Here is an 18,217-nt window from a genome sequence, read left to right as displayed (position 1 = left end):
TTTTAGATCACCCGCGAGAAGCGGTGCTGCTGCACCTGTTTCTTCAAGTGGGCGTCGAAGGCGGTGGCGATGGTGCGCACCAGCAGCCGCCCCCTTTCGGTGATCTTGATCCCCTGTTCTTCCTCCACCAGCAGCCCGTCCTGGACGAAGGGGGTCAGCAGGGCCCTCTCTTCCTGGAAATAGCTGCGGCTGTCGATGCCAAAGAAGCCGTCCAACACAGGCCAATCCAGGGCGAAGCGGCAGAGCAGGCTGTGGATGGCGGCGGCGCGGATGCGATCGTCCTCGCTCATCTGGTAGCCCTGGGTGCGGGCATGGCCCTGGCTGTCGGTGGCCTGCTGGTAAGCCTTCAGGTCCTTTTCGTTTTGCACGTAGAGTCCTCCTACCTTGGAGATGGCCGACACCCCCAGGGCCAGCAACTCACAGTCGCCGTCCGTGGTGTAGCCCTGGAAGTTGCGGTGCAGCCGCCCCTCTTGCTGGGCGATGGCCAGCTCATCGTCTTTCCTGGCGAAGTGGTCCATGCCGATGAAGCGGTAGCCGGCCCCGGTCAACTTCTCGATGGTGGTGCCCTGGATGCGCAGCTTCTCGGCCGGGCTCGGCAGTGTCTCTTCCTTGAGCTTGCGCTGGGCCGGGAAACGGGCCGGCAGGTGGGCATAGTTGAAGATGGAGAAGCGGTCCGGCTGCAAAGCCAGGGCCTGGTCCAGGGTCTGGCCGAAACTGGCGGTGTCCTGGTAGGGCAGGCCGTAGATGAAGTCGAGGTTGATGGAGCCGAAACCGAGGCGCCTGGCCTCGGTCATCAGGGCTTCTATATGGGCCCTATCCTGGACCCTGTTGATGGCCTGCTGGACCTGGGGATTGAAGTCCTGGGCGCCGATGGAGAGACGGTTGAAGCCAAGCTGTGCCAGCCAGGCCAGGTCCGACACCGCCAGGGCCCTGGGGTCCACCTCTATGGCGCCGTGGAAGCCGGGAGCGAAGCGGAAATGGCTCTGCAGCATCGCCATCAGCCGGGTCATCTGCGCCTGGCTGAGGAAACTGGGGGTGCCGCCACCCAGGTGCAGGTGCTGGACCTCGAAATCCTTGAACAGCGGTGCCTGGTAGGCGATCTCCTTGGCCAGGTGCTCTAGGTAGTTGTCCGCCTTGTGGCTGTGCCGGGTCACCACCTTGTTGCAGCCGCAGTAATAGCAGAGCTGGTGGCAGAAGGGGATATGCACATAGAGGCTGAGCCGGCGCGACGGTGCCGAGGCGATGGCGGCGCGCCACTGGTCACCGCGGATCTGCTCCGTGAAGCTCAGGGCCGTGGGGTAGGAGGTGTAGCGGGGGGCCGCCATGTCGTAGCGGCGGATAAGCTCCGGGTCGAAGTGCAAGGGGCGGCCTCCAGATAGCAACAAGGGCGCCAGTATGGCGCCCTTGGCGGGAAGCTCACTTGATCTGACTCAATGGCTAAGGTCTTTGAGCAGCTCGGCCTCGGCCTTGATGGCATCGCTCAGCTCCCGCTCCCAGCCTTCCCGCTCGCGGTCCTGGCGGCGCAGCTCTTTCTTGTCCAGTTCCTTGCGGGCCTCGTGGGTGGGCAGATCCTTGACCCGCTTATAAAGGTCGAACAGGGCCGGGAAGCGCTCGCCGTAGGCCTTGTAGGGGTGCAGGTGGTCCAGCAGGTTGCGGATGCGGATGGCGCCTTCGGAGAAGTCGCACTGCTCTTCCAGCATGGCGCGGGCGATGATGTGGATGCTGGACAGCAGCTTCTCGTTGCGCTCGGCGATGGCGGCCTCGCGCTTTTGGCGCTGGGCCTTGACCATGAACAGCAGCTTGCCGAGGTAGAAGGCGAGGCCGGCGATGACGAGAACCCCCAGCAGGGCCAGGGTGGTCAGCCAGGTCATACCGGCTGTTCCTCGTCATCCCAGTCGATGTCGTCCATCAGTTCGTCTTCGTCGTCGCTGATGCCCAGTTCCGTCATCAGCTTCTCGATGCGGCCGGTCATCTCCTCGACGTAGTTCTCTTCCTCGGCGCTCAGCTCCTCGCCTTCATCCAGGCGGTCCAGCAGGGCGTTGAGGCGCTCGTCGTTTTCCAGGCTCTCCAGCAGGGTGGCCTTGGCCAGGGCGTCCTGTTCGACGACCGCGGGCTTGGGCGCCTTGGCGGCCTTGCTGGGCACCACCTTGGCCTTGGGCGCCTCGGCTGCCTTGGGGCTGACCAGGGTCACCGGTTTGGTGGAGCCGAGGCGGTTGTCCTGGGCCTTGCCCTTGCCCTTGCCTTGGCCACCTTGGGTGGACTTGGCGGCGACGCTGCCCTGGCGGCTGCCGGACTTGTTGCCCAGCTTATGGCGCTTGCCCTTGCTGGTGCTGAGTTTGGTGTTGCCGGTGTCGACTTTCTTGGCAGTGCCTTGTTTGCCGGGGGCGCGGGTCTTCTTGATTCGGGTCATCTCTGCCTACCTTTTTTGCAGCAGGATCACATCGGTATCCACCCGCTGCCAGTCGAAGCCGAAATGTTCGGCTAACCAGGCAAAGGTGGCTTCGCTGTGGAAGCTCACATGGGTGGGGTCATTTTTGTAATGCCAGTTGGCAAAACGGTCTTGGTCTATCACCAGCTTGGTCATCACTCCCAGCCAGCCACCGGGTTTCACCAGGCCGGCCAGCAGGGCCCAGCTTTCGGCCGGGCTGTTGAAGTGTTCCACCACTTCGGTGCTGGTGACGAAGTCGTACTGTGCCTGCAGCGGCGCCGGATCCGCAGCATAGTAGGGATCGTAGAGCGCCACCGCCATGCCCGCTTCCTCCAGCATGGCCGCCAGGGCCGGCCCAGGGCCACAGCCGAAATCCAGCCCTTGGCTGCCGGGAGCCAGCCTTGCCAGCAGCGGTGTCGCCAACCTGGACAGGAAGCGGCGGTAGCCGGGATCACCGGGCTGGTTGTCATGGATATCGTAGAGCGCTTTCTCGGCTTCCGGCTGCAGATGGCTGCCGGGGTCGGCGGACACCAGGGCACAGTCTTGGCATTGGAAGTAGTGCCGGCGCTTGTCCGCACCGAAGGGCGCGACTGGGCCGTGACAGAGGGGGCACGCTTGCATGGGGGGCTATTTTACGGGAGTGGCGGATAAAGAAAAAGGCGATGCTCACTGCGATCGCCTCATCTCTTGTGCCTAAGTCAGGCACTGCTCCCATCGTATCCGGCCGTTATTGTTTTTTTTCGGCCTAACGGGTTCCATTTTTTTTTTGCCAGCTTCCTTGCATGGTTATTATTTTTACGCCGCTCCTGGCGCTTTCTTTCTCATCCCTGGAGGCTTGGGACCATCATGGTCGCCTTACCCCTTTTTCTCGGTTGATTAGCGCTTTTCCCACAGGTTTGTCGATGCTGGCCTTCCTGACCTTATTCCCGTTTCCCTCGAGTCGAGGTGCCCGTGCCGTGGGCAACCCCTGCAAACCTTGCGACGCCGCTCAAGTTAACGCTCACGTAAGGGGGGTGCAAGCCCAACTGAAGCCATATTGTTAAGGCATTGCCAAAATTTCGTGTTGGATCACAGTTATCAAAAAAGGCGCCAATTGGCGCCTTTTCATCCTTCGGCAAATGCCTTAGTGCAGGCCCGCCAGATATTTGGAGAGGATGTCGATATCCTGGTCGGTGAGCTTGGCGGCCACCTGGCGCATCATGCCGTTGGGGTCGTTGGCGCGCTGGCCGGCGCGGAATCGCTCCAGCTGCGTCTTGATGTACTCTGGGTGCTGGCCGGAAATGTCGGGGAAGCGTGCCAGGCTGTGGCCGTCGCCCCTGGGGCCGTGGCAGGCGGTGCAGGCGGGAATGCCCCGTTCCAAGTCGCCGCCCATGAACAACCTGTGCCCGGCCTTCACCACATCCTTGGGCGTGGTGCCGCCGGCCATGGTCTGGCTGGAGAAGTAGGCGGCCAGATCCGCCATGTCCTGGTCGGAAAGGGGGGCGGCCATGGAACTCATCACAGGATCGTAGCGCCCGTCCTTGCCGCCGGACTCCATGCCCTTCTTGAGGTCGTGCAGTTCCTTGATGATGTAGCTGGCATGCTGGCCGGCCAGGCGTGGGTACATGCCGACGGGGCTGTTGCCGTCAGGGCCGTGGCAAGCGGCGCAGACCGCCGATTTGGCCTTGCCGGCGTCGGCATCGCCCTGGGCGAGGAGCTGGCTTGAGGTTCCGGCCAGGAGTATCACTGCAAGTGCAATCTTCTTCATGGCGTTCCGTCATCTTGTGGTGCAGTTTCAGCCCGGTTGTGTCGCGCCCATCGCACGACCGCCCAGGCATGTTAGAATTCTGCGAGCGGTCCCTGGCCATTGCCGGTAAGGCCGGATCCGGCGGCTCTGAATTTATGGCCAGAGTTGTTGATAGTTTACACAAAAATTCCGATGTGTCTTTAGTTTACAGCGCGGGAGAGCTGATGACCCCCACCCCTGAGATCGACTTTCGCCAGGCCAGATTCGTCACTTCTGCGCCCGATATAAGGCACCTGCCCCGCAATGAAGGGGTGGAGATCGCCTTTGCCGGCCGTTCCAATGCCGGCAAGTCCAGCGCCCTGAACGCCATCACCGGCCAGAAGCAGCTGGCCCGCACCTCCAAGACCCCGGGCCGCACCCAGCTGATCAACCTGTTCAGCCTGGCCGATCCCCGCCACTGCCTGGTGGATCTGCCCGGCTACGGCTTTGCCAAGGTGCCCCTGGAGTTGAAGGAAAAGTGGCAGGCCAGCCTGTCCGAGTACCTGGAAAAGCGCGAATCCCTGCGTGGCGTCGTGGTGCTTATGGATATCCGCCATCCCTTCAAGGAGATAGACCAGGACCTCATCTACTGGGCCGTGGAATCTGGCCTGCCGGTGCTGGCGTTGTTGACCAAGGCCGACAAGCTCAAGAGCGGGGCCCGCAAGGCCACTGTGCTGCAGTGTCGTGAAGCGGCCCTGGCTTTCGGCGGCGACGTGACCGTCATGGCCATCTCGGCCCTGAGGGGGCTGGGGTTGGACGAGGTGCGCCGGCACCTGGCTGGCTGGCTGTCCCTGGTGGACCAGGAAGCGCCGGACCCCGAGGCTGGGGAAAGCGAGTGACAAAGAGGGCCCCGACAGGGGCCTTTTTTATGCAAGGTGCTGAATCGCAGGCAAAAAAAACCGGTGGTCGAGACCACCGGACAGAAATATTAGCTTATTGGGGGAGAAGCTAATATGTCAGCAGAAAATCACCACAGGCTTGCTGAGCAAGCCATGAGGTTATGCAGCAACTTCAAGGTACAACACTTCTTGACCGATTTGAAGTTTTTACTCTAAAAATTTTTCCGCCGAGCGGGGAATGGAGCGTCAGCCCCTGCGGGACAAGGATTTGGGGTATGAGAGGTGGGAGCCGGGCTGCGGATAAAAAAATGCCTCGCTCGTTTGAGCGAGGCAGCCATATCTAGCTAAATCCACTACGTGAAACAAAGACCCGTCCTCAGGAGAGGGTCTTCAGTACCCTACGAGAGCCAGTCTAGCGGCCCCCTGCTCAGATTAAAAGCGCTTTTTGTAGTTTTTTTTCATATCGGCAGGTTAATCACCAGATTGTCCCACTTTTCAGACGGCTTACAGCGTCATTTGGTAACAATATTACAATTACCCGGTCAGTGGGCTTCATCCCAGGTGGCGCCCAGGCCGGCTTCCACCAGCAGGGGCACCGCCAGTTCGGCTGCTCCCTGCATCAGGGCGCCGACCTTGGCCGCGGCGGCCTCGGCGAAGTCCTCGTCCACCTCCAGCACCAGTTCGTCGTGTACCTGCATCAAGAGGCTGACCTTGTCGGCCACCTCGTTGCGGATCCAGGCGTCCACCGCCAGCATCGCCTTCTTGATGATGTCGGCGGCCGTGCCCTGCATGGGTGCGTTGATGGCGGCGCGCTCGGCCGCCTTCTTGCGGGCCTGGTTGCGGGCCTTGATCTCGGGCAGGTAGAGGCGGCGGCCGAACAGGGTCTCCACATAGCCTTTTTCCTCGGCGCTGTGGCGGGTCTTTTCCATGTAGTCCAGCACCCCGGGATAACGCTCGAAGTAGGTGTCCATGTAGCCCTGGGCCTCGCCCCGGCCGATATCCAGCTGGCGGGCCAGGCCGAAGGCGGACATGCCGTAGATGAGGCCGAAGTTGATGGCCTTGGCGCGGCGGCGCTGCTCGCTGGTCACCGCAGCCAAGGCGACCCCGAAGACTTCGGCGGCCGTGGCGGCGTGGATGTCCTTACCCTCTGCGAAGGCGGTCAGCAGGCCCTGGTCTCCTGAGAGGTGGGCCATGATGCGCAGCTCTATCTGGGAGTAGTCGGCGGCCAGGATCTTGCGGCCTTTGGGGGCGATGAAGGCCTGGCGGATGCGCCGCCCTTCCTCGGTGCGCACCGGTATGTTCTGCAGGTTGGGATCGGTGGAGGACAGCCGGCCTGTGGCTGTGACCGCCTGGTGGTAGCTGGTGTGGACACGGCCTGTCCTGGGATGGATCAGGGCCGGCAGCTTGTCGGTGTAGGTGGACTTGAGCTTGGCCAGGCCGCGGTATTCGATGATCACCTTGGGCAAGGGATGGTCCAGGGCCAGCTCCTGCAGCACCTCTTCGGCCACGGAAGGCACGCCTGTGGGGGTCTTCTTCAGGGGCTTGATGACCATCTTGTCGAAGAGGATGGCCTGCAGCTGCTTGGGGCTGCCGAGGTTGAATTCTTCGCCGGCCAGCTCATAGGCCTTCTTCTCCAGGGCCTCGATGCGCTCCGCCAGCTCCAGGCTTTGCTGGCCGAGCAGCTTGGGATCGATGAGCACGCCGGTGCGCTCCATGCGCGACAGCACAGGCACCAGGGGCAGTTCTATGTCCAGCAGCACCGACTTGAGGCTGGGCTCCTTTTCCAGGCGCGGCCAGAGGTGCTCGTGGAGGCGCATGGTGACGTCGGCGTCCTCGGCGGCATAGAGAGCCGCCTCCTTGATGGCCACCTGGTCGAAGGTCAGCTGCTTGACGCCCTTGCCGGCGATGTCCTCGAAGCTGATGGTCTTGTGGGACAGGTACTTGAGGGAGAGGCTGTCCATGTCGTGGCGGCCGCCGACCGAGTTGAACACATAGCTTTCCAGCATGGTGTCGAAGGCGATGCCCTTGAGCGCTATGCCGTGGTTGGCCAGCACGCTCATGTCGTACTTGAGGTTCTGGCCGACCTTCTTGTGCGCCTCGCTTTCCAGCAGCGGCCTGAAGGCTTCGAGGACGGTGTCACGGGGCAACTGGGGGGTCTCGTCCAGCAGGCTGTGGCCGAAGGGGATATAGGCCGCCTCGCCGCCGCTGACGGCCACGCAGAAGCCCACCAGCTCGGCCACCATGTAGTCCAGGGCCGTGGTCTCGGTGTCGAAGGCGAAGAGTTCGGCCTTCTCCAGCTTGGCTATCCAGGCCTGGAGGGCCTCTTCGGTATTGACCAGTTGGTAGACGTCGCGGTCGATGCCGGCGGGGTCTGCTATTTCCTCTTCTGCGGCGGCCGGCGCTTCACCTTTGGCCTCGGCCTGGGGGGCTGTCTTACCGTCCAGCACCTCGGCCAACCAGCGGCGGAATTCGAGCTTGCCGTACCATTCCACCAGGGTGTCGCGGTCCTCTTCCTTGATGCGCAGATCCAGGTGCTCTTCGCTGAGATCCACGTCTGTCTTGATGGTGGCCAGCAGGTAGGAAAGCCGCGCCTGCTCTTCGTTGTCCACCAGCTTCTTGGCCATGGTCTTGGCGCCGCGGAAATCCAGGGTCGCCACCTTGTCCAGGCTCTGGTAGATGCTGTCCATGCCACCCAGGCCCTGGAGCAGGCCAAGGGCCGTCTTTTCGCCAACCCCGGGTACGCCTGGAATGTTGTCCACCTTGTCGCCCATCAGGGCCAGGAAGTCGATGATGAGCTCCGGGCCCACGCCGAACTTTTCCACCACCCCGGCCGGGTCCAGCACCGTATTGGTCATGGTGTTGATCAGGGTCACGTTCTCATCCACCAGCTGGGCCATATCCTTGTCGCCGGTGGAGATCAGCACTGGGCGCCCTTCCTGGGAGGCCTTGCGGGCCAGGGTGCCGATGACGTCGTCGGCCTCGACCCCTTCGATGATGATGAGCGGCAGGCCCATGGCCTTGACCAGGGTGTGCAAAGGCGCCACCTGGCTGCGCAGGTCGTCGGGCATCGAGGGTCTGTGCGCCTTGTACTGTTCGAACAGCTCATCCCGGAAGGTCTTGCCCTTGGCGTCGAACACCACCGCCATCTCGGTGGGCTTGAACTGGCGCAGCAGGCTCTTGAGCATGTTGACCACGCCGTAGATGGCCCCGGTAGGTTCGCCCTGGGAGTTGGTCAGGTGGGGCGGGGCATAGTAGGCGCGGTAGAGATAGGAAGAGCCGTCTACCAGGATAAGGGGATTTTCGGGGATGGTGGCCATGAGGGGAGTCCGGGTGATCCTTGTTGGCGCACAGGATGCCACAGCCTCCGGCTGGAAGAAACTTGCCCCTGTCAGGGCTGTGGATAAGTCTGTTGATCAAGTATGACGGCTGTCGGCCAAGTTGTTAAAACTTGTCCGTTGACCATAGGCGGAGGCCGCGCCTGGATTGGCGCTGACGATCATAAGTAAGAATGGAGACAGATGTGGATAGCCATTCCCTGCTTGTGAATAACCGTCATTCCCTGTTTGTTGAATTGTTGTTATTTTTAACGCACAAGCAAGCAGTCTAGCACTGCACAAAAGATGTGCAATAGCCTTTTTCATCTCCATCCATGCCATGACACGGAGAGCGGGCTAACATGGCATCAGCATCAAGGAGGCTACCATGAAGAAGATTGCAGTTATTTTAAGCGGTTGCGGTGTTTACGACGGCAGCGAGGTCCATGAGGCAGTGCTGACGCTGCTGGCCCTGGCCGAAGCCGGGGCCAAGGTGCAGTGTTTTGCCCCCGACATGGCGCAGCACCATGTCATCAACCACCTCACCGGCGAAGAGATGCCGGAGCAGCGCAACGTGCTGGTGGAATCCGCCCGCATCGCCCGCGGCCAGGTCAAGGATATCGGTGAACTCAGGGTGGCGGACTTCGACGGCCTGATCCTGCCTGGCGGCTTCGGCGCCGCCAAGAACCTCTGCGACTTTGCCTTCGAAGGCGAGGACTGCCAGGTACAGCCCGACGTCCTGACGGCCCTCAAGGCCTTCGCCAAGGCCCACAAGCCGGTGGGTTACATCTGCATAGCGCCGGTGATGATCCCCAGGGTCTACGACAAGGGCGTCAAGGGCACCATAGGCACCGACAAGGGCACGGCCGCCGCCTTCAATGCCATGGGCGGTGATCACCAGAGCTGTCCCGTAGACGAATTCCGGGTGGATGAGGCCAACAAGGTGGTCTCGACACCGGCCTACATGCTGGCCGGGTCCATACTGGAAGCCAAAAGCGGCATCGACAAGCTGGTCAAGGAAGTGCTGCGGCTGGCCTGAAGCCTGGCGTAGGTAGGATATCAGGAGGCGAAGAAAGGGATGTTGAGTTGGGGCTATCTGGGCAGGACAGGGCTGGTGGCCATCCTCTATTTGCTGGGGGGATGGCTGGGCAGCCAGCTGGCGTTGCCGCCCGGTTACGCCAGCCCGATCTGGCCGGCGGCCGGCCTGGCCTTGGCTGCCATGCTGGTCTGGGGGGCGCGGGTCTGGCCCGGCATTTTTGTCGGCTCCTTCCTGACCAACGCCCTGATGGTGGGCGATCCCCAGGCCCTGATCTCGGGCACCTGGCAACCCTGGCTCATCCCTCTCGGCATTGCCACCGGCACTAGCCTGCAGGCCCTGTTCGGCGGCTGGCTGCTGGACTGGAAGCGCCGCTGGCGCCTGGCCAGGCTCAACGAGATCCTGACGCTGCTGGGCAAGGGCGCCTTGCTCAGCTCCCTGGTCGCCGCCTCTGTCGGCCACCTGGTGCTCTACCTGGCCGGCCTGGTGTCGATCGCCGCGCTGCCGGTGGACTGGCTGGCCTGGTGGACGGGGGACGCCCTCGGCATAGCGGTGATCTCGCCCCTCTGCCTCTTGGTGGGGTCAGGAGCTGCCCGGCAGCGGCTGCTCTGGACCGGCAGCACCATGGTGCTGATGGTGCTGGGGCTGCTGTGGAGCACCAACCAGATAGCCCAGCACCAGCGGGAAAAGGTGGGGCTGGAACTCAAGCGCCAGGCCGACACCCTGGCCATGTCGGTGCAAAGCTCCGCCGACCGTTACCTCCACACCCTGACCGGCCTCGGCCTCTTCTTCAGCGGCTCCCAAGCCGTGAGCAGGGATGAATTCCACCACGTGGCAGGGGAACTGCTGGAGGAGCTGCCCGGGCTCAAGGCCCTGGAATGGGTGCCCAAGGTGGCGGCCCCGGACAGGGCCGCCATGGAGCAACAGGCCTCACGGGAGTTGGGCTTGCCCTTCCATTTCACCGTCGTCGGTGACCAGGGGCAGATGGTGCCGGCGCCCCAGGCCCCTTACTACTATCCCATCTACTACCTGGAGCCCCTGGCCGGCAACGAGAGGGCCCTGGGTTACTCACCGGCTTCCCATCCCAACAGGGAAGCGGCCATGGAAGCAGCCGAGTCTTCGGGCAAGACGGTGGTGAGCGACGTGGTGGCCCTGGTGCAGGGCAACCATGACCCCGGCTTCCTGGCCTTCAGGGCGGTGCGGCGCCAGGACGGTACCACAGCCGGTTTCGTGCTGGCGGTGATCGATGCCAAGACCCTGCTCAGCCGCGCCCTGGCGCCGGCCCAGGGGTCTGAACTGGCGATCTCCGCCGAGGATGACCAATCCCATGTCAGCTTCTTGATGGCGCAACCAGGGCAAGAGTTGGGCCTTTGGCGGGACAAGGTGCTGGAGGTGGGCGGCCGGCAGTGGCTGCTGCGCTTCGGCTACCCCAGGCGCTATGTGCTGGCGGAGGCCAATGCCGGCCTCTGGCTGACCCTGGTGGGGGGCCTGCTGCTGGTCTCCCTGGTGGGCTTCGCGGTGCTGCTGGCCACGGGCCAGGCCCAGGTCATAGGGCGCCAGGTGGCGCTGCGCACCCGGGAGCTGGAGAAGGCCAACAGGCGCGTCAAGGAACGGGAAGACCTGCTGAGTTCTGTGGTGGACAACCTGCCCCTGACGTTGATCATCAAGGACGCCAACAGCCTGCGTTACCTGCAGGTCAACAAGGCCGCAGAGGAGCTGATGGGGCTGCCCAGGGACAAGCTGCTTGGCTGCACCGACCAGGACATCTTCAAACCCGAAGAGGCGGAGGCGACCATGGCCAGGGACAGGGACAGCATCAGTGAGGGCCGGCTGCAGCTGGTGGAGAAGGCCCTGGTCTCCACCCCTTCAGGCCAGCATTGGCTGCGCACCCGCAAGGTGCCCCTCTTCGACGAGCAGGAAAAGGCACGCCACCTGCTGGTGCTCTGCGAAGACATCACCGACAGCCTGGCCAGGGACGAGGAGATCCATGACCTCAACCTGATCCTGGCGGAAAACAACAGGGCCCTGGCCGACGCCAACCTGCGCCTGGAGGAGCTGTCCCGCACCGACGCCCTGACCCAGTTGGCCAACCGCCGCATCTTCGACCAGGAGTTGCAGGAAGAGTGGTACCGCTGCCAACGCCAGCAGCTGCCGATGGCGGTGATGATGATCGACATCGACTTCTTCAAACGCTACAACGACAGCCTAGGCCACCAGCACGGCGACCAATGCCTGCGCCAGGTCGCTTTCCAGCTGATGTCCTCGGTGCGGCGCAGCGGTGACGTGGTGGCCCGCTACGGCGGCGAAGAATTCGCCCTGGTGCTGCCAGGCTCCGATGGCCAGCAGGCCAGGGGCCTGGCAACCAAGATCCAGGCCAATGTCAGGGCGGCCGCCATCCAGCATCCCGACTCCCCCATCAGCCCCTGGGTGACCCTCTCCATCGGCGTCGCCTTCTGTTACCCGAGCGACGAGTCGGCCGGGGCCGAGGCGCTGCTGGCAAGGGCCGACCAGGCCCTCTACCAGGCCAAGGACAAAGGCCGCAACCGCTTCGTCAGCGCCGAACCGACGGCAGAGTTGGAAGCGCGGTTGGCCAAATAAAAACAGGCCGGCGGGTGCCGGCCTTTTCCAACTGGAAGCAATGTGAGCAATGTCGTGCGATGCCACCTGTCAAGGCGAGTGCATCAGCGTCAAAATGAACGCCACTCAAATGATAATGATTATCGTTAGCCTGTCAATGGGTGGCCTATCCAGCGCCGAACGCGCGCTGCCATTGAGTCGGGCCCTGTTCCCCGCTCATAATGGGGCATGCCCAGTATCAATCGAATCCTCTATCTCCTGAAGACCCGGGGCGACCAGACCGCCCAGGTGCTGGCCAGCGAACTCGGCATGACCGCCATGGGTGCCCGCCAGCACCTGCTGGCTGCCGAACAGGACGGCCTGGTGGAAAGCTTCATGGAGAAACGCAGCGTCGGCCGCCCGGCCCGGGTCTGGCGCCTGACCGAAGCCGGCCACGGCCGCTTTCCCGAACGCCATGCCGACCTGACCCTGACCCTGATCGACAGCGTCCGTTCCCTGTTCGGAGACGAGGGGCTCGATGCCCTGATCGGCCACCGCGAGCAGCAGATGGGCAACCATTACCTTCGGGCCCTGGCCGGGGAACCCTCCCTGGAGGCCAAGGTCCATAAGCTGGCCGAGCTGCGCAGCAGCGAAGGCTATATGGCGGAAGTGGAAGAGGCTCCCGGCGGCTGGCTGCTGATCGAGAACCATTGCCCCATCTGCGCCGCCGCCCAGCACTGCCAGCAGTTCTGCCGCTCGGAACTGGCCCTGTTCGGCCAGTGCCTGGATGGCGCCACCGTCAGCCGCAGCGAGCACCTCCTGAGCGAAGGACGCCGCTGCGTCTACCTGATCCAGGCCCCTTAGGCAGGCGCCAGGCGGCGGCCCATCAGGCCCAGCAGGCCATTGAGCAGCACCCCGTAGAGGGGCAGGAAGAAGGCGAAGCTGATCAACAGCTTGAAACCGTAATCCAAGCAGGCGATCTCCAGCCAATGACTGGCCATGAAGGGATCGCCACAGTGGTAGAAGGCGGCGCTGAAGAACACCAGGGTGTCCAGCAGGTTGCCCAGCAGGGTGGATACGGCGGGCGCCAGCCACCAGGGGCCGCGGCTGCGCAGGGGGGTGAAGATCTGCACGTCGGCCACTTGCCCCAGCACATAGGCCAGGAAAGAGGCCAGGGCGATGCGGGCCACGAAGAGGTTGAGGGCCCCGGCCTGGGCGAAACCGCCAAAGTCCCCCTGGGGGAAGAGGACGCTCACCACATAACTGACAAAAAGCGCCGGTATCATCACCCAGAAGATCACCCGGCGGGCCTGGGCAGCGCCCAACAGCCGCACCGTCAGGTCGGTGGCCAGGAAGATGAAGGGAAAACTGAAGGCGCCCCAGGTGCTGTGCAGGCCGAACAGGCTGATCGGCAATTGCACCAGGTAGTTGGAGGCGGTGATCACCAGGATGTGGAAGGCGACGAGCCAGGCCAAAGGCCGGCGAAAGCAGGAATTGGACATATCAAACCTTTTTGATGCGGGGTGAGGGAACCCGGTTGCGGTAAGTCCGCTCTGGCGAGCGGCCGGCAAGATTACTGCCCCGCCCTCCCAGGATCAAGGACTCCATGGCACCCATCCCATCCTTCAGCCCAGGCTCTGCTTGGCCTCTAGGCAAAGCCATTGATTTACTTTGTGGAAATGCTTTTTTTGTGTTGACGGCGCCTGTACAAAGAAACGACACTAATGCGCTAATTTTGTTGAGGGATTGTTTAAGTTTTGGGCTACAAGGTCATTATCTGCGACGACTCCCGCCTGGCCAGGAACTTCCTGGCGCGGTCCCTGCCTGCCGGCTTTGCCGACGAGCAGCACTTTGCCGCCAGTGGCAGGGAAGCCCTGGAGCTGGTCTCCCAGGGCCGGGGTGAATTGTTGTTCCTGGACCTCAACATGCCCGACCTGGACGGTTACCAGGTGCTGGCCCAGCTTCGCGCCCAGAACGCCCCCTGCAAGGTGATCGTCATCTCCGGTGACGTCCAGCCCAAGGCCCTGGAGAAGGTCATGGCCCTGGGGGCCCTGTCCTTCCTGCAAAAACCCCTCAACCGCGACACCCTGCTGCAGCACCTCTTCGAGCTGGGCCTTGTCACCGAAGACATGCTGGGTCTGCCTGCCACCGGGCATCAGGAACTGCCGGGCATAGACCGCCAGGAAGTGCTGCGGGAAGTGGCCAACGTGGCCATGGGCAGGGCGGCCGGCATCATGGCCGGCATCTTCAACGTCTTCGTGCAGATCCCCGTGCCCAGGGTCCAGGCCATGCCCGCTACCGAAGTGCTGGAGCTGGTGGAGCAGTGGCAATGCCGCCCCGGCCACCAGGTGATCAGCCAAGGCTTCGTCGGCGCCGGCATCAGCGGTGAAGTGCTGATGGAGCTGTCCAGCGAGGAAGCCCACGGCATCGCCAACCTGATGGGGCTCGAGTGCAAGCAGGCGGAGGAAAGGGCCCTGATGGTGGAGCTGTCCTCCATCCTCATCGGTGCCTGCCTCAAGGGCATCGCCGCCCAGTTGGAGCTGGCCTTCAGCCAGGGCCATCCCATCATACTGGGCCGCGGCGAGAACCGCATGCTGGACGGCCTGGGAGAAAGCCCAGTGCCCTGCGTGCGCCTCGGCTACCAGATCCCCGACGAAGGGATCCACCAGGAGCTGGTACTGCTGCTGGCGCCCGCCTGCCTGCCGGTGCTGGAAAAGCGCCTGACCCAGTTGGTGAACTGAGATGATGAGCCTGTCCCTTTTGGAGCTCCAGCAGCTGCTGGGGGTGTTGCAAAGCCTGGATGTGGGCCTGGTGGTGCTGGACCGGCACTACCGCGTCAGCTTCTGGAACGACTTCATGGCCAACCACTCCGGCCTGGCGCCCCAGGAAGTGCTGGGCCAGGAGCTGTTCGGCCTCTGCCCCGAGCTGCCCCGGGATTGGATCAAGCCCAAGATCGACACGGCCCTGGCGCTCGGTACCATCAGCTTCACCACCTGGGAGCAGCGCCCCCACCCCTTCCCGTTCAGTTCCTATCGGCCCCTGACCGGCCGCTCCAAGGCCATGTACCAGAACCTCACCTTCATGCCCATCGCCGGTGCCAGCGGCGAAGTGGACAAGGTGGCGCTGGTGGTTTACGACGTCACAGAGGCGGCCAACTCGCGCCTGGCCCTGATCGACGCCAACCAGCAGTTGTCGGTGCTGTCCCGCACCGATCCCCTGACCGGCCTCTTGAACCGCCGCTCCTGGGAATCGGGCCTGGAGGAGGAATTCGCCCGTTGCCGCCGCTCCGGCCGCACCAGCACCTTGCTGATGTTCGACATCGACTACTTCAAGCAGGTCAACGACACCCACGGCCACCAGGCCGGGGACCTGGTGTTGCAACACACAGCCACCCTGCTGACCAGCCAGCTGCGCACCACCGACAAGGCCGGCCGTTACGGCGGTGAGGAATTCGCCCTGCTGCTGGTGGATACCGACGCCGATCAGGCCCGCCTGCTGGCGGACCGGCTCTGCTCCAGCCTGGCGGCCACCCCGGCCAAGGTGGGCGGCCAGGTCATCCCCATCACCATCAGCGCCGGCATCGCCCAGGCCACCGAGGCCATGGCCAATGCCCACGCCTGGGTCAAGGCCGCAGACCAGGCCCTCTACCAGGCCAAGGAAGCGGGCCGCAACACCATCTGCCTGGCCGACTAGCGCCCGCCGTGGAAACGGGCCAGGAAGGCCAGCACTTCCAGGCCCTCTTCGTCTTCGGCTTCCAGCCAGGCGCTGCCGCTCATCTCCTCGAATTCCAGGCGCAGTTCTGTGCCTTCGAAGTCCAGCCACCACTGGTGGCGGTCGGCGCCGTTTTCCTTGCGCAGCACCCTGAGTTCCAGCCGTTCCAGCCAGGGCTGGATGTCGGCCTCGAAGCTGTCCCAGCTGCTGGTCAGGGGCAGCAGCAGTGTCTTGTGTTCTTTGTCCAATCGCATCGTTTAGGGTTCCTCAGCTCGAACAGGACACTTCCAGGCGCTTGCCCCAGTCGGGGGCCTTCTGGGCGTAGGCGGCCATGCCGGGCTGGTCGGTGAAGGGGTTTTGCAGCAGGCCGTAGAGGCGGCGCACCTCGCTGAAGTCGCCCTGCTCGGCGGCGGCTATGGCGTTCTGGGCCAGGTAGTTGCGCAGCACATAGAGGGGGTTGGCGTCATTCATGGCCAGCTGCCGGCCCTGGTCCCCCACATCCTGCAGCCGCAGCCTGGCCAGGTAGCGCTCGGCCCAGGCGTCGAAGCGGGCGCGGTCCACGTAATGGTCGCGGCAGGGGATCAGCTTGTCGTCCTGGCGGGCCTCGCCCAGCCAGCGGAAGGCCAGGTTGTAATCCTGGGCTTCGTCGGCCAACAGGGCCAGCAGCTCGTTGATGAGGGGCGCATCCTGGCCGCTCACTTCGCAGAGCCCCAAGCGGCGGCCCATGGTCTTGAGGTAATGGCCGGCCAGGGCCGGCTGGAACTGCTTGAGGGCCGCCACCAGATCGTCGGAGGCGATCAGCGGGCTCAGGGCCATGGCCAGGCAGTTGAGGTTCCAAAGGGCGATGCTGGGCTGGGCGTCGAAGGCGTAGCGGCCGCTGTGGTCCGAATGGTTGCAGACGAAGCCGGGCTGGTAGTCGTCCAGGAAGCCATAGGGGCCGAAGTCGAAGGTGTCGCCGAGGATCGAGAAGTTGTCGGTGTTCATGACCCCGTGGGCGAAGCCGTAGGCCTGCCAGAGGGCGACCATCCGCGCCGTCTTGTGCACCACCCGCTCGAAGAAGACCTTGGCCGGCTGGCCTTGCAGATCCGGCCAATGGCGCTCGATCACGTAGTCCATCAGGCCCTTGAGCTCCTCCCCCAGGCCGCGGTGGAAGCAGTGCTCGAAATGGCCGAAGCGGATATGGGTGCGGGCCACCCGGGTCAGCATTGCGCCGCGTTCCACATGCTCACGCTGCACCGGCAGCTCGCCGGCCACCACGCACAGGGCGCGGGTCGTGGGTATCCCCAGATGGTGCAGGGCCTCGCTGGCCAGGAACTCGCGGATGCAGGAACGCAGCACGGCCCGGCCGTCGCCGCCGCGGGCATAGGGAGTGGGGCCGGCGCCCTTGAGGTGCAGGTCCCAGAAACCGCCCTGGCCGTCCTTCACCTCCCCCAGCAACAGGCCGCGGCCGTCCCCCAGCATGGGGTTGTAGACGCCGAACTGGTGGCCCGTGTATTTCTGGGCCAGGGGCTGGGCGCCGGGCAGGGGCAGACGGCCGCCGAACCAGTCGGCCAGCCTCTCCTGCTCTTCGGCCAGGCCCAGCTCTGCCACCAGGGCGTCGTTGGCCACCACCAGCTGCGGCTCGGCGAAGCCCATGGGCTCCTGGGCGCTGTAGAGGCTGGGGAAATCGCGGGCGTAGCGGTTGTCGAATTCAAGTGCCATGGGGCCCTCCTGGGGGGTATTTTCCCATAAGCCACAAAGGGGAGATAGGTCGGCTTTATCGAACGTTATCCTCAAGATCAGTCGCTTTTTATTCGATTACTTTCGGGTCATATTGTCCTCAACAAAGGAGGCAATGATGCGTATTCGTCCCGCCGGCAGCCGCCTGCCCACCAAAGCAGGCTGGCTCGACTCCAAACACAGCTTTTCCTTCGGCCACCACTACGATCCCCAGTGGACCGGCAGCGGCGCCCTCTTGGTGATCAACGACGACACCGTTGCGCCGGGGGCCGGCTTCGGCACCCATGGCCACAGCGACATGGAGATCATCTCGGTGGTGCTGAGCGGCAAGCTGACCCACAAGGACTCACAGGGCAACATAGGGCACCTGCTGCCCGGCATGGTGCAGCGCATGTCCGCCGGCACCGGCATCCGCCACTCCGAATACAACGGCTCGGACACCGAGCACGTGCATTTCCTGCAGATCTGGATAAGGCCCCACAGCCAGGGCCTGGCCCCCAGCTATGAAGAAGCCCAGGTGCCGGACCAGAAGGGCAAGGTGATCTTGGCAGGCAGCGGCGGCCTGATGGCCATCAACCAGGACGCCGAGCTGGCCCAGTACCGGCTGGATGCCGGCGATGAAGTGGCCTTCAAGGCCGAAAGCCGCCGCAAGCGCTACCTCCACGTCATCGAGGGGGGCATCAGCGCCGGCGAGCTGCGCCTGGGCCCCGGCGACGGCCTGGAGCTGAGCGCCGGTGAGGAGCGCCGGTTCAGCGCCGACGGCGAGGCCTGGTTCCTGGCCTTCGACGTGCCGGCCTGAGCCCTGTGCTGACAGTTAAAACCCCGCCGCGGCGGGGTTTTCCTTTTCTG

Annotated in this window: 17 protein-coding genes; 7 read left to right on the top strand and 10 right to left on the bottom strand. The window is 63.7% G+C overall.

The features are described 5' to 3' along the window. Positions 1 to 2 precede the first annotated feature (2 nt). The 5 genes from hemN to PVT67_RS17555 form a co-directional block, all read right to left on the bottom strand. Positions 3 to 1,361, bottom strand: a complete 1,359-nt coding sequence (gene hemN / locus PVT67_RS17575) for an oxygen-independent coproporphyrinogen III oxidase (RefSeq protein WP_301495987.1) — start codon at positions 1,359 to 1,361, stop codon at positions 3 to 5. 69 nt (positions 1,362 to 1,430) lie between these two features. Next, on the bottom strand, positions 1,431 to 1,871 hold the full coding sequence (locus tag PVT67_RS17570; RefSeq protein WP_301495985.1) for a DUF2489 domain-containing protein: 441 nt from the start codon (positions 1,869 to 1,871) through the stop codon (positions 1,431 to 1,433). Then, positions 1,868 to 2,410 (bottom strand): Der GTPase-activating protein YihI, encoded by a 543-nt coding sequence (yihI, locus tag PVT67_RS17565; protein ID WP_301495983.1) that lies wholly within the window; start codon positions 2,408 to 2,410, stop codon positions 1,868 to 1,870. The genes PVT67_RS17570 and yihI overlap by 4 nt, the downstream gene beginning before the upstream one ends. A 6-nt stretch (positions 2,411 to 2,416) precedes the next feature. Continuing rightward, positions 2,417 to 3,049, bottom strand: coding sequence for a class I SAM-dependent methyltransferase (locus PVT67_RS17560; RefSeq protein WP_301495981.1), 633 nt, complete (start codon positions 3,047 to 3,049; stop codon positions 2,417 to 2,419). 502 nt (positions 3,050 to 3,551) lie between these two features. Beyond that, positions 3,552 to 4,175 (bottom strand): c-type cytochrome, encoded by a 624-nt coding sequence (locus PVT67_RS17555; protein ID WP_301495979.1) that lies wholly within the window; start codon positions 4,173 to 4,175, stop codon positions 3,552 to 3,554. A gap of 203 nt (positions 4,176 to 4,378) precedes the next feature. Here PVT67_RS17555 and yihA point away from each other — a divergent pair, with 203 nt between their 5' ends. Further along, positions 4,379 to 5,032 carry a ribosome biogenesis GTP-binding protein YihA/YsxC gene (gene yihA, locus PVT67_RS17550; RefSeq protein ID WP_301495977.1) on the top strand — a complete coding sequence of 218 codons (654 nt, stop codon included), beginning with the start codon at positions 4,379 to 4,381 and terminating at the stop codon, positions 5,030 to 5,032. A 542-nt stretch (positions 5,033 to 5,574) separates the two neighbouring features. Here yihA and polA read toward each other — a convergent pair. Together polA and PVT67_RS17540 are read right to left on the bottom strand one after the other, a co-directional pair. Beyond that, complete coding sequence (gene polA, locus PVT67_RS17545) at positions 5,575 to 8,349, bottom strand: DNA polymerase I (RefSeq protein ID WP_301495975.1); 2,775 nt, start codon at positions 8,347 to 8,349, stop codon at positions 5,575 to 5,577. A 96-nt stretch (positions 8,350 to 8,445) separates the two neighbouring features. After that, positions 8,446 to 8,673, bottom strand: a complete 228-nt coding sequence (locus tag PVT67_RS17540) for a hypothetical protein (RefSeq protein WP_301495973.1) — start codon at positions 8,671 to 8,673, stop codon at positions 8,446 to 8,448. A 61-nt stretch (positions 8,674 to 8,734) separates the two neighbouring features. Here PVT67_RS17540 and elbB point away from each other — a divergent pair, with 61 nt between their 5' ends. From elbB to PVT67_RS17525, 3 genes are all read left to right on the top strand, one after another. Further along, entirely contained in the window at positions 8,735 to 9,385 is a 651-nt protein-coding gene (gene elbB / locus PVT67_RS17535) for an isoprenoid biosynthesis glyoxalase ElbB (RefSeq protein ID WP_301495971.1), read from the top strand. Between the two features lie 39 nt (positions 9,386 to 9,424). Continuing rightward, positions 9,425 to 11,980, top strand: a complete 2,556-nt coding sequence (locus PVT67_RS17530) for a diguanylate cyclase domain-containing protein (RefSeq protein WP_301495968.1) — start codon at positions 9,425 to 9,427, stop codon at positions 11,978 to 11,980. Between the two features lie 207 nt (positions 11,981 to 12,187). Next, on the top strand, positions 12,188 to 12,802 hold the full coding sequence (locus PVT67_RS17525) for a helix-turn-helix transcriptional regulator (RefSeq protein WP_301495966.1): 615 nt from the start codon (positions 12,188 to 12,190) through the stop codon (positions 12,800 to 12,802). Here the strand turns inward: PVT67_RS17525 and PVT67_RS17520 are convergent. Continuing rightward, a complete protein-coding gene (locus PVT67_RS17520) occupies positions 12,799 to 13,440 on the bottom strand; it encodes a 7-cyano-7-deazaguanine/7-aminomethyl-7-deazaguanine transporter (protein WP_301495964.1) in 642 nt (213 codons plus the stop codon). The genes PVT67_RS17525 and PVT67_RS17520 overlap by 4 nt on opposite strands. A gap of 255 nt (positions 13,441 to 13,695) precedes the next feature. Between PVT67_RS17520 and PVT67_RS17515 the strand changes: the two genes are divergently transcribed. Together PVT67_RS17515 and PVT67_RS17510 are read left to right on the top strand one after the other, a co-directional pair. After that, on the top strand, positions 13,696 to 14,679 hold the full coding sequence (locus PVT67_RS17515) for a response regulator (protein WP_301495962.1): 984 nt from the start codon (positions 13,696 to 13,698) through the stop codon (positions 14,677 to 14,679). A gap of 4 nt (positions 14,680 to 14,683) precedes the next feature. Beyond that, positions 14,684 to 15,631, top strand: a complete 948-nt coding sequence (locus PVT67_RS17510) for a sensor domain-containing diguanylate cyclase (protein ID WP_336407773.1) — start codon at positions 14,684 to 14,686, stop codon at positions 15,629 to 15,631. Here PVT67_RS17510 and PVT67_RS17505 read toward each other — a convergent pair. Then, positions 15,628 to 15,903, bottom strand: coding sequence for a DUF3630 family protein (locus PVT67_RS17505; RefSeq protein WP_301495957.1), 276 nt, complete (start codon positions 15,901 to 15,903; stop codon positions 15,628 to 15,630). The genes PVT67_RS17510 and PVT67_RS17505 overlap by 4 nt on opposite strands. A gap of 13 nt (positions 15,904 to 15,916) precedes the next feature. Further along, positions 15,917 to 17,350: a protein adenylyltransferase SelO gene (locus PVT67_RS17500; RefSeq protein WP_301495955.1), complete on the bottom strand. Its 1,434-nt coding sequence runs from the start codon at positions 17,348 to 17,350 to the stop codon at positions 15,917 to 15,919. Between the two features lie 136 nt (positions 17,351 to 17,486). On the opposite strand from PVT67_RS17500, the gene PVT67_RS17495 reads away from it, so the two are divergent. Continuing rightward, complete coding sequence (locus PVT67_RS17495) at positions 17,487 to 18,167, top strand: pirin family protein (protein ID WP_301495953.1); 681 nt, start codon at positions 17,487 to 17,489, stop codon at positions 18,165 to 18,167. The last annotated feature ends 50 nt before the right edge of the window (positions 18,168 to 18,217 follow it).

The organism is Gallaecimonas kandeliae, assembly GCF_030450055.1.
In the GTDB taxonomy this organism is placed as follows: domain Bacteria; phylum Pseudomonadota; class Gammaproteobacteria; order Enterobacterales; family Gallaecimonadaceae; genus Gallaecimonas; species Gallaecimonas kandeliae.
This window is presented reverse-complemented; position numbering and strand designations above follow the sequence as displayed.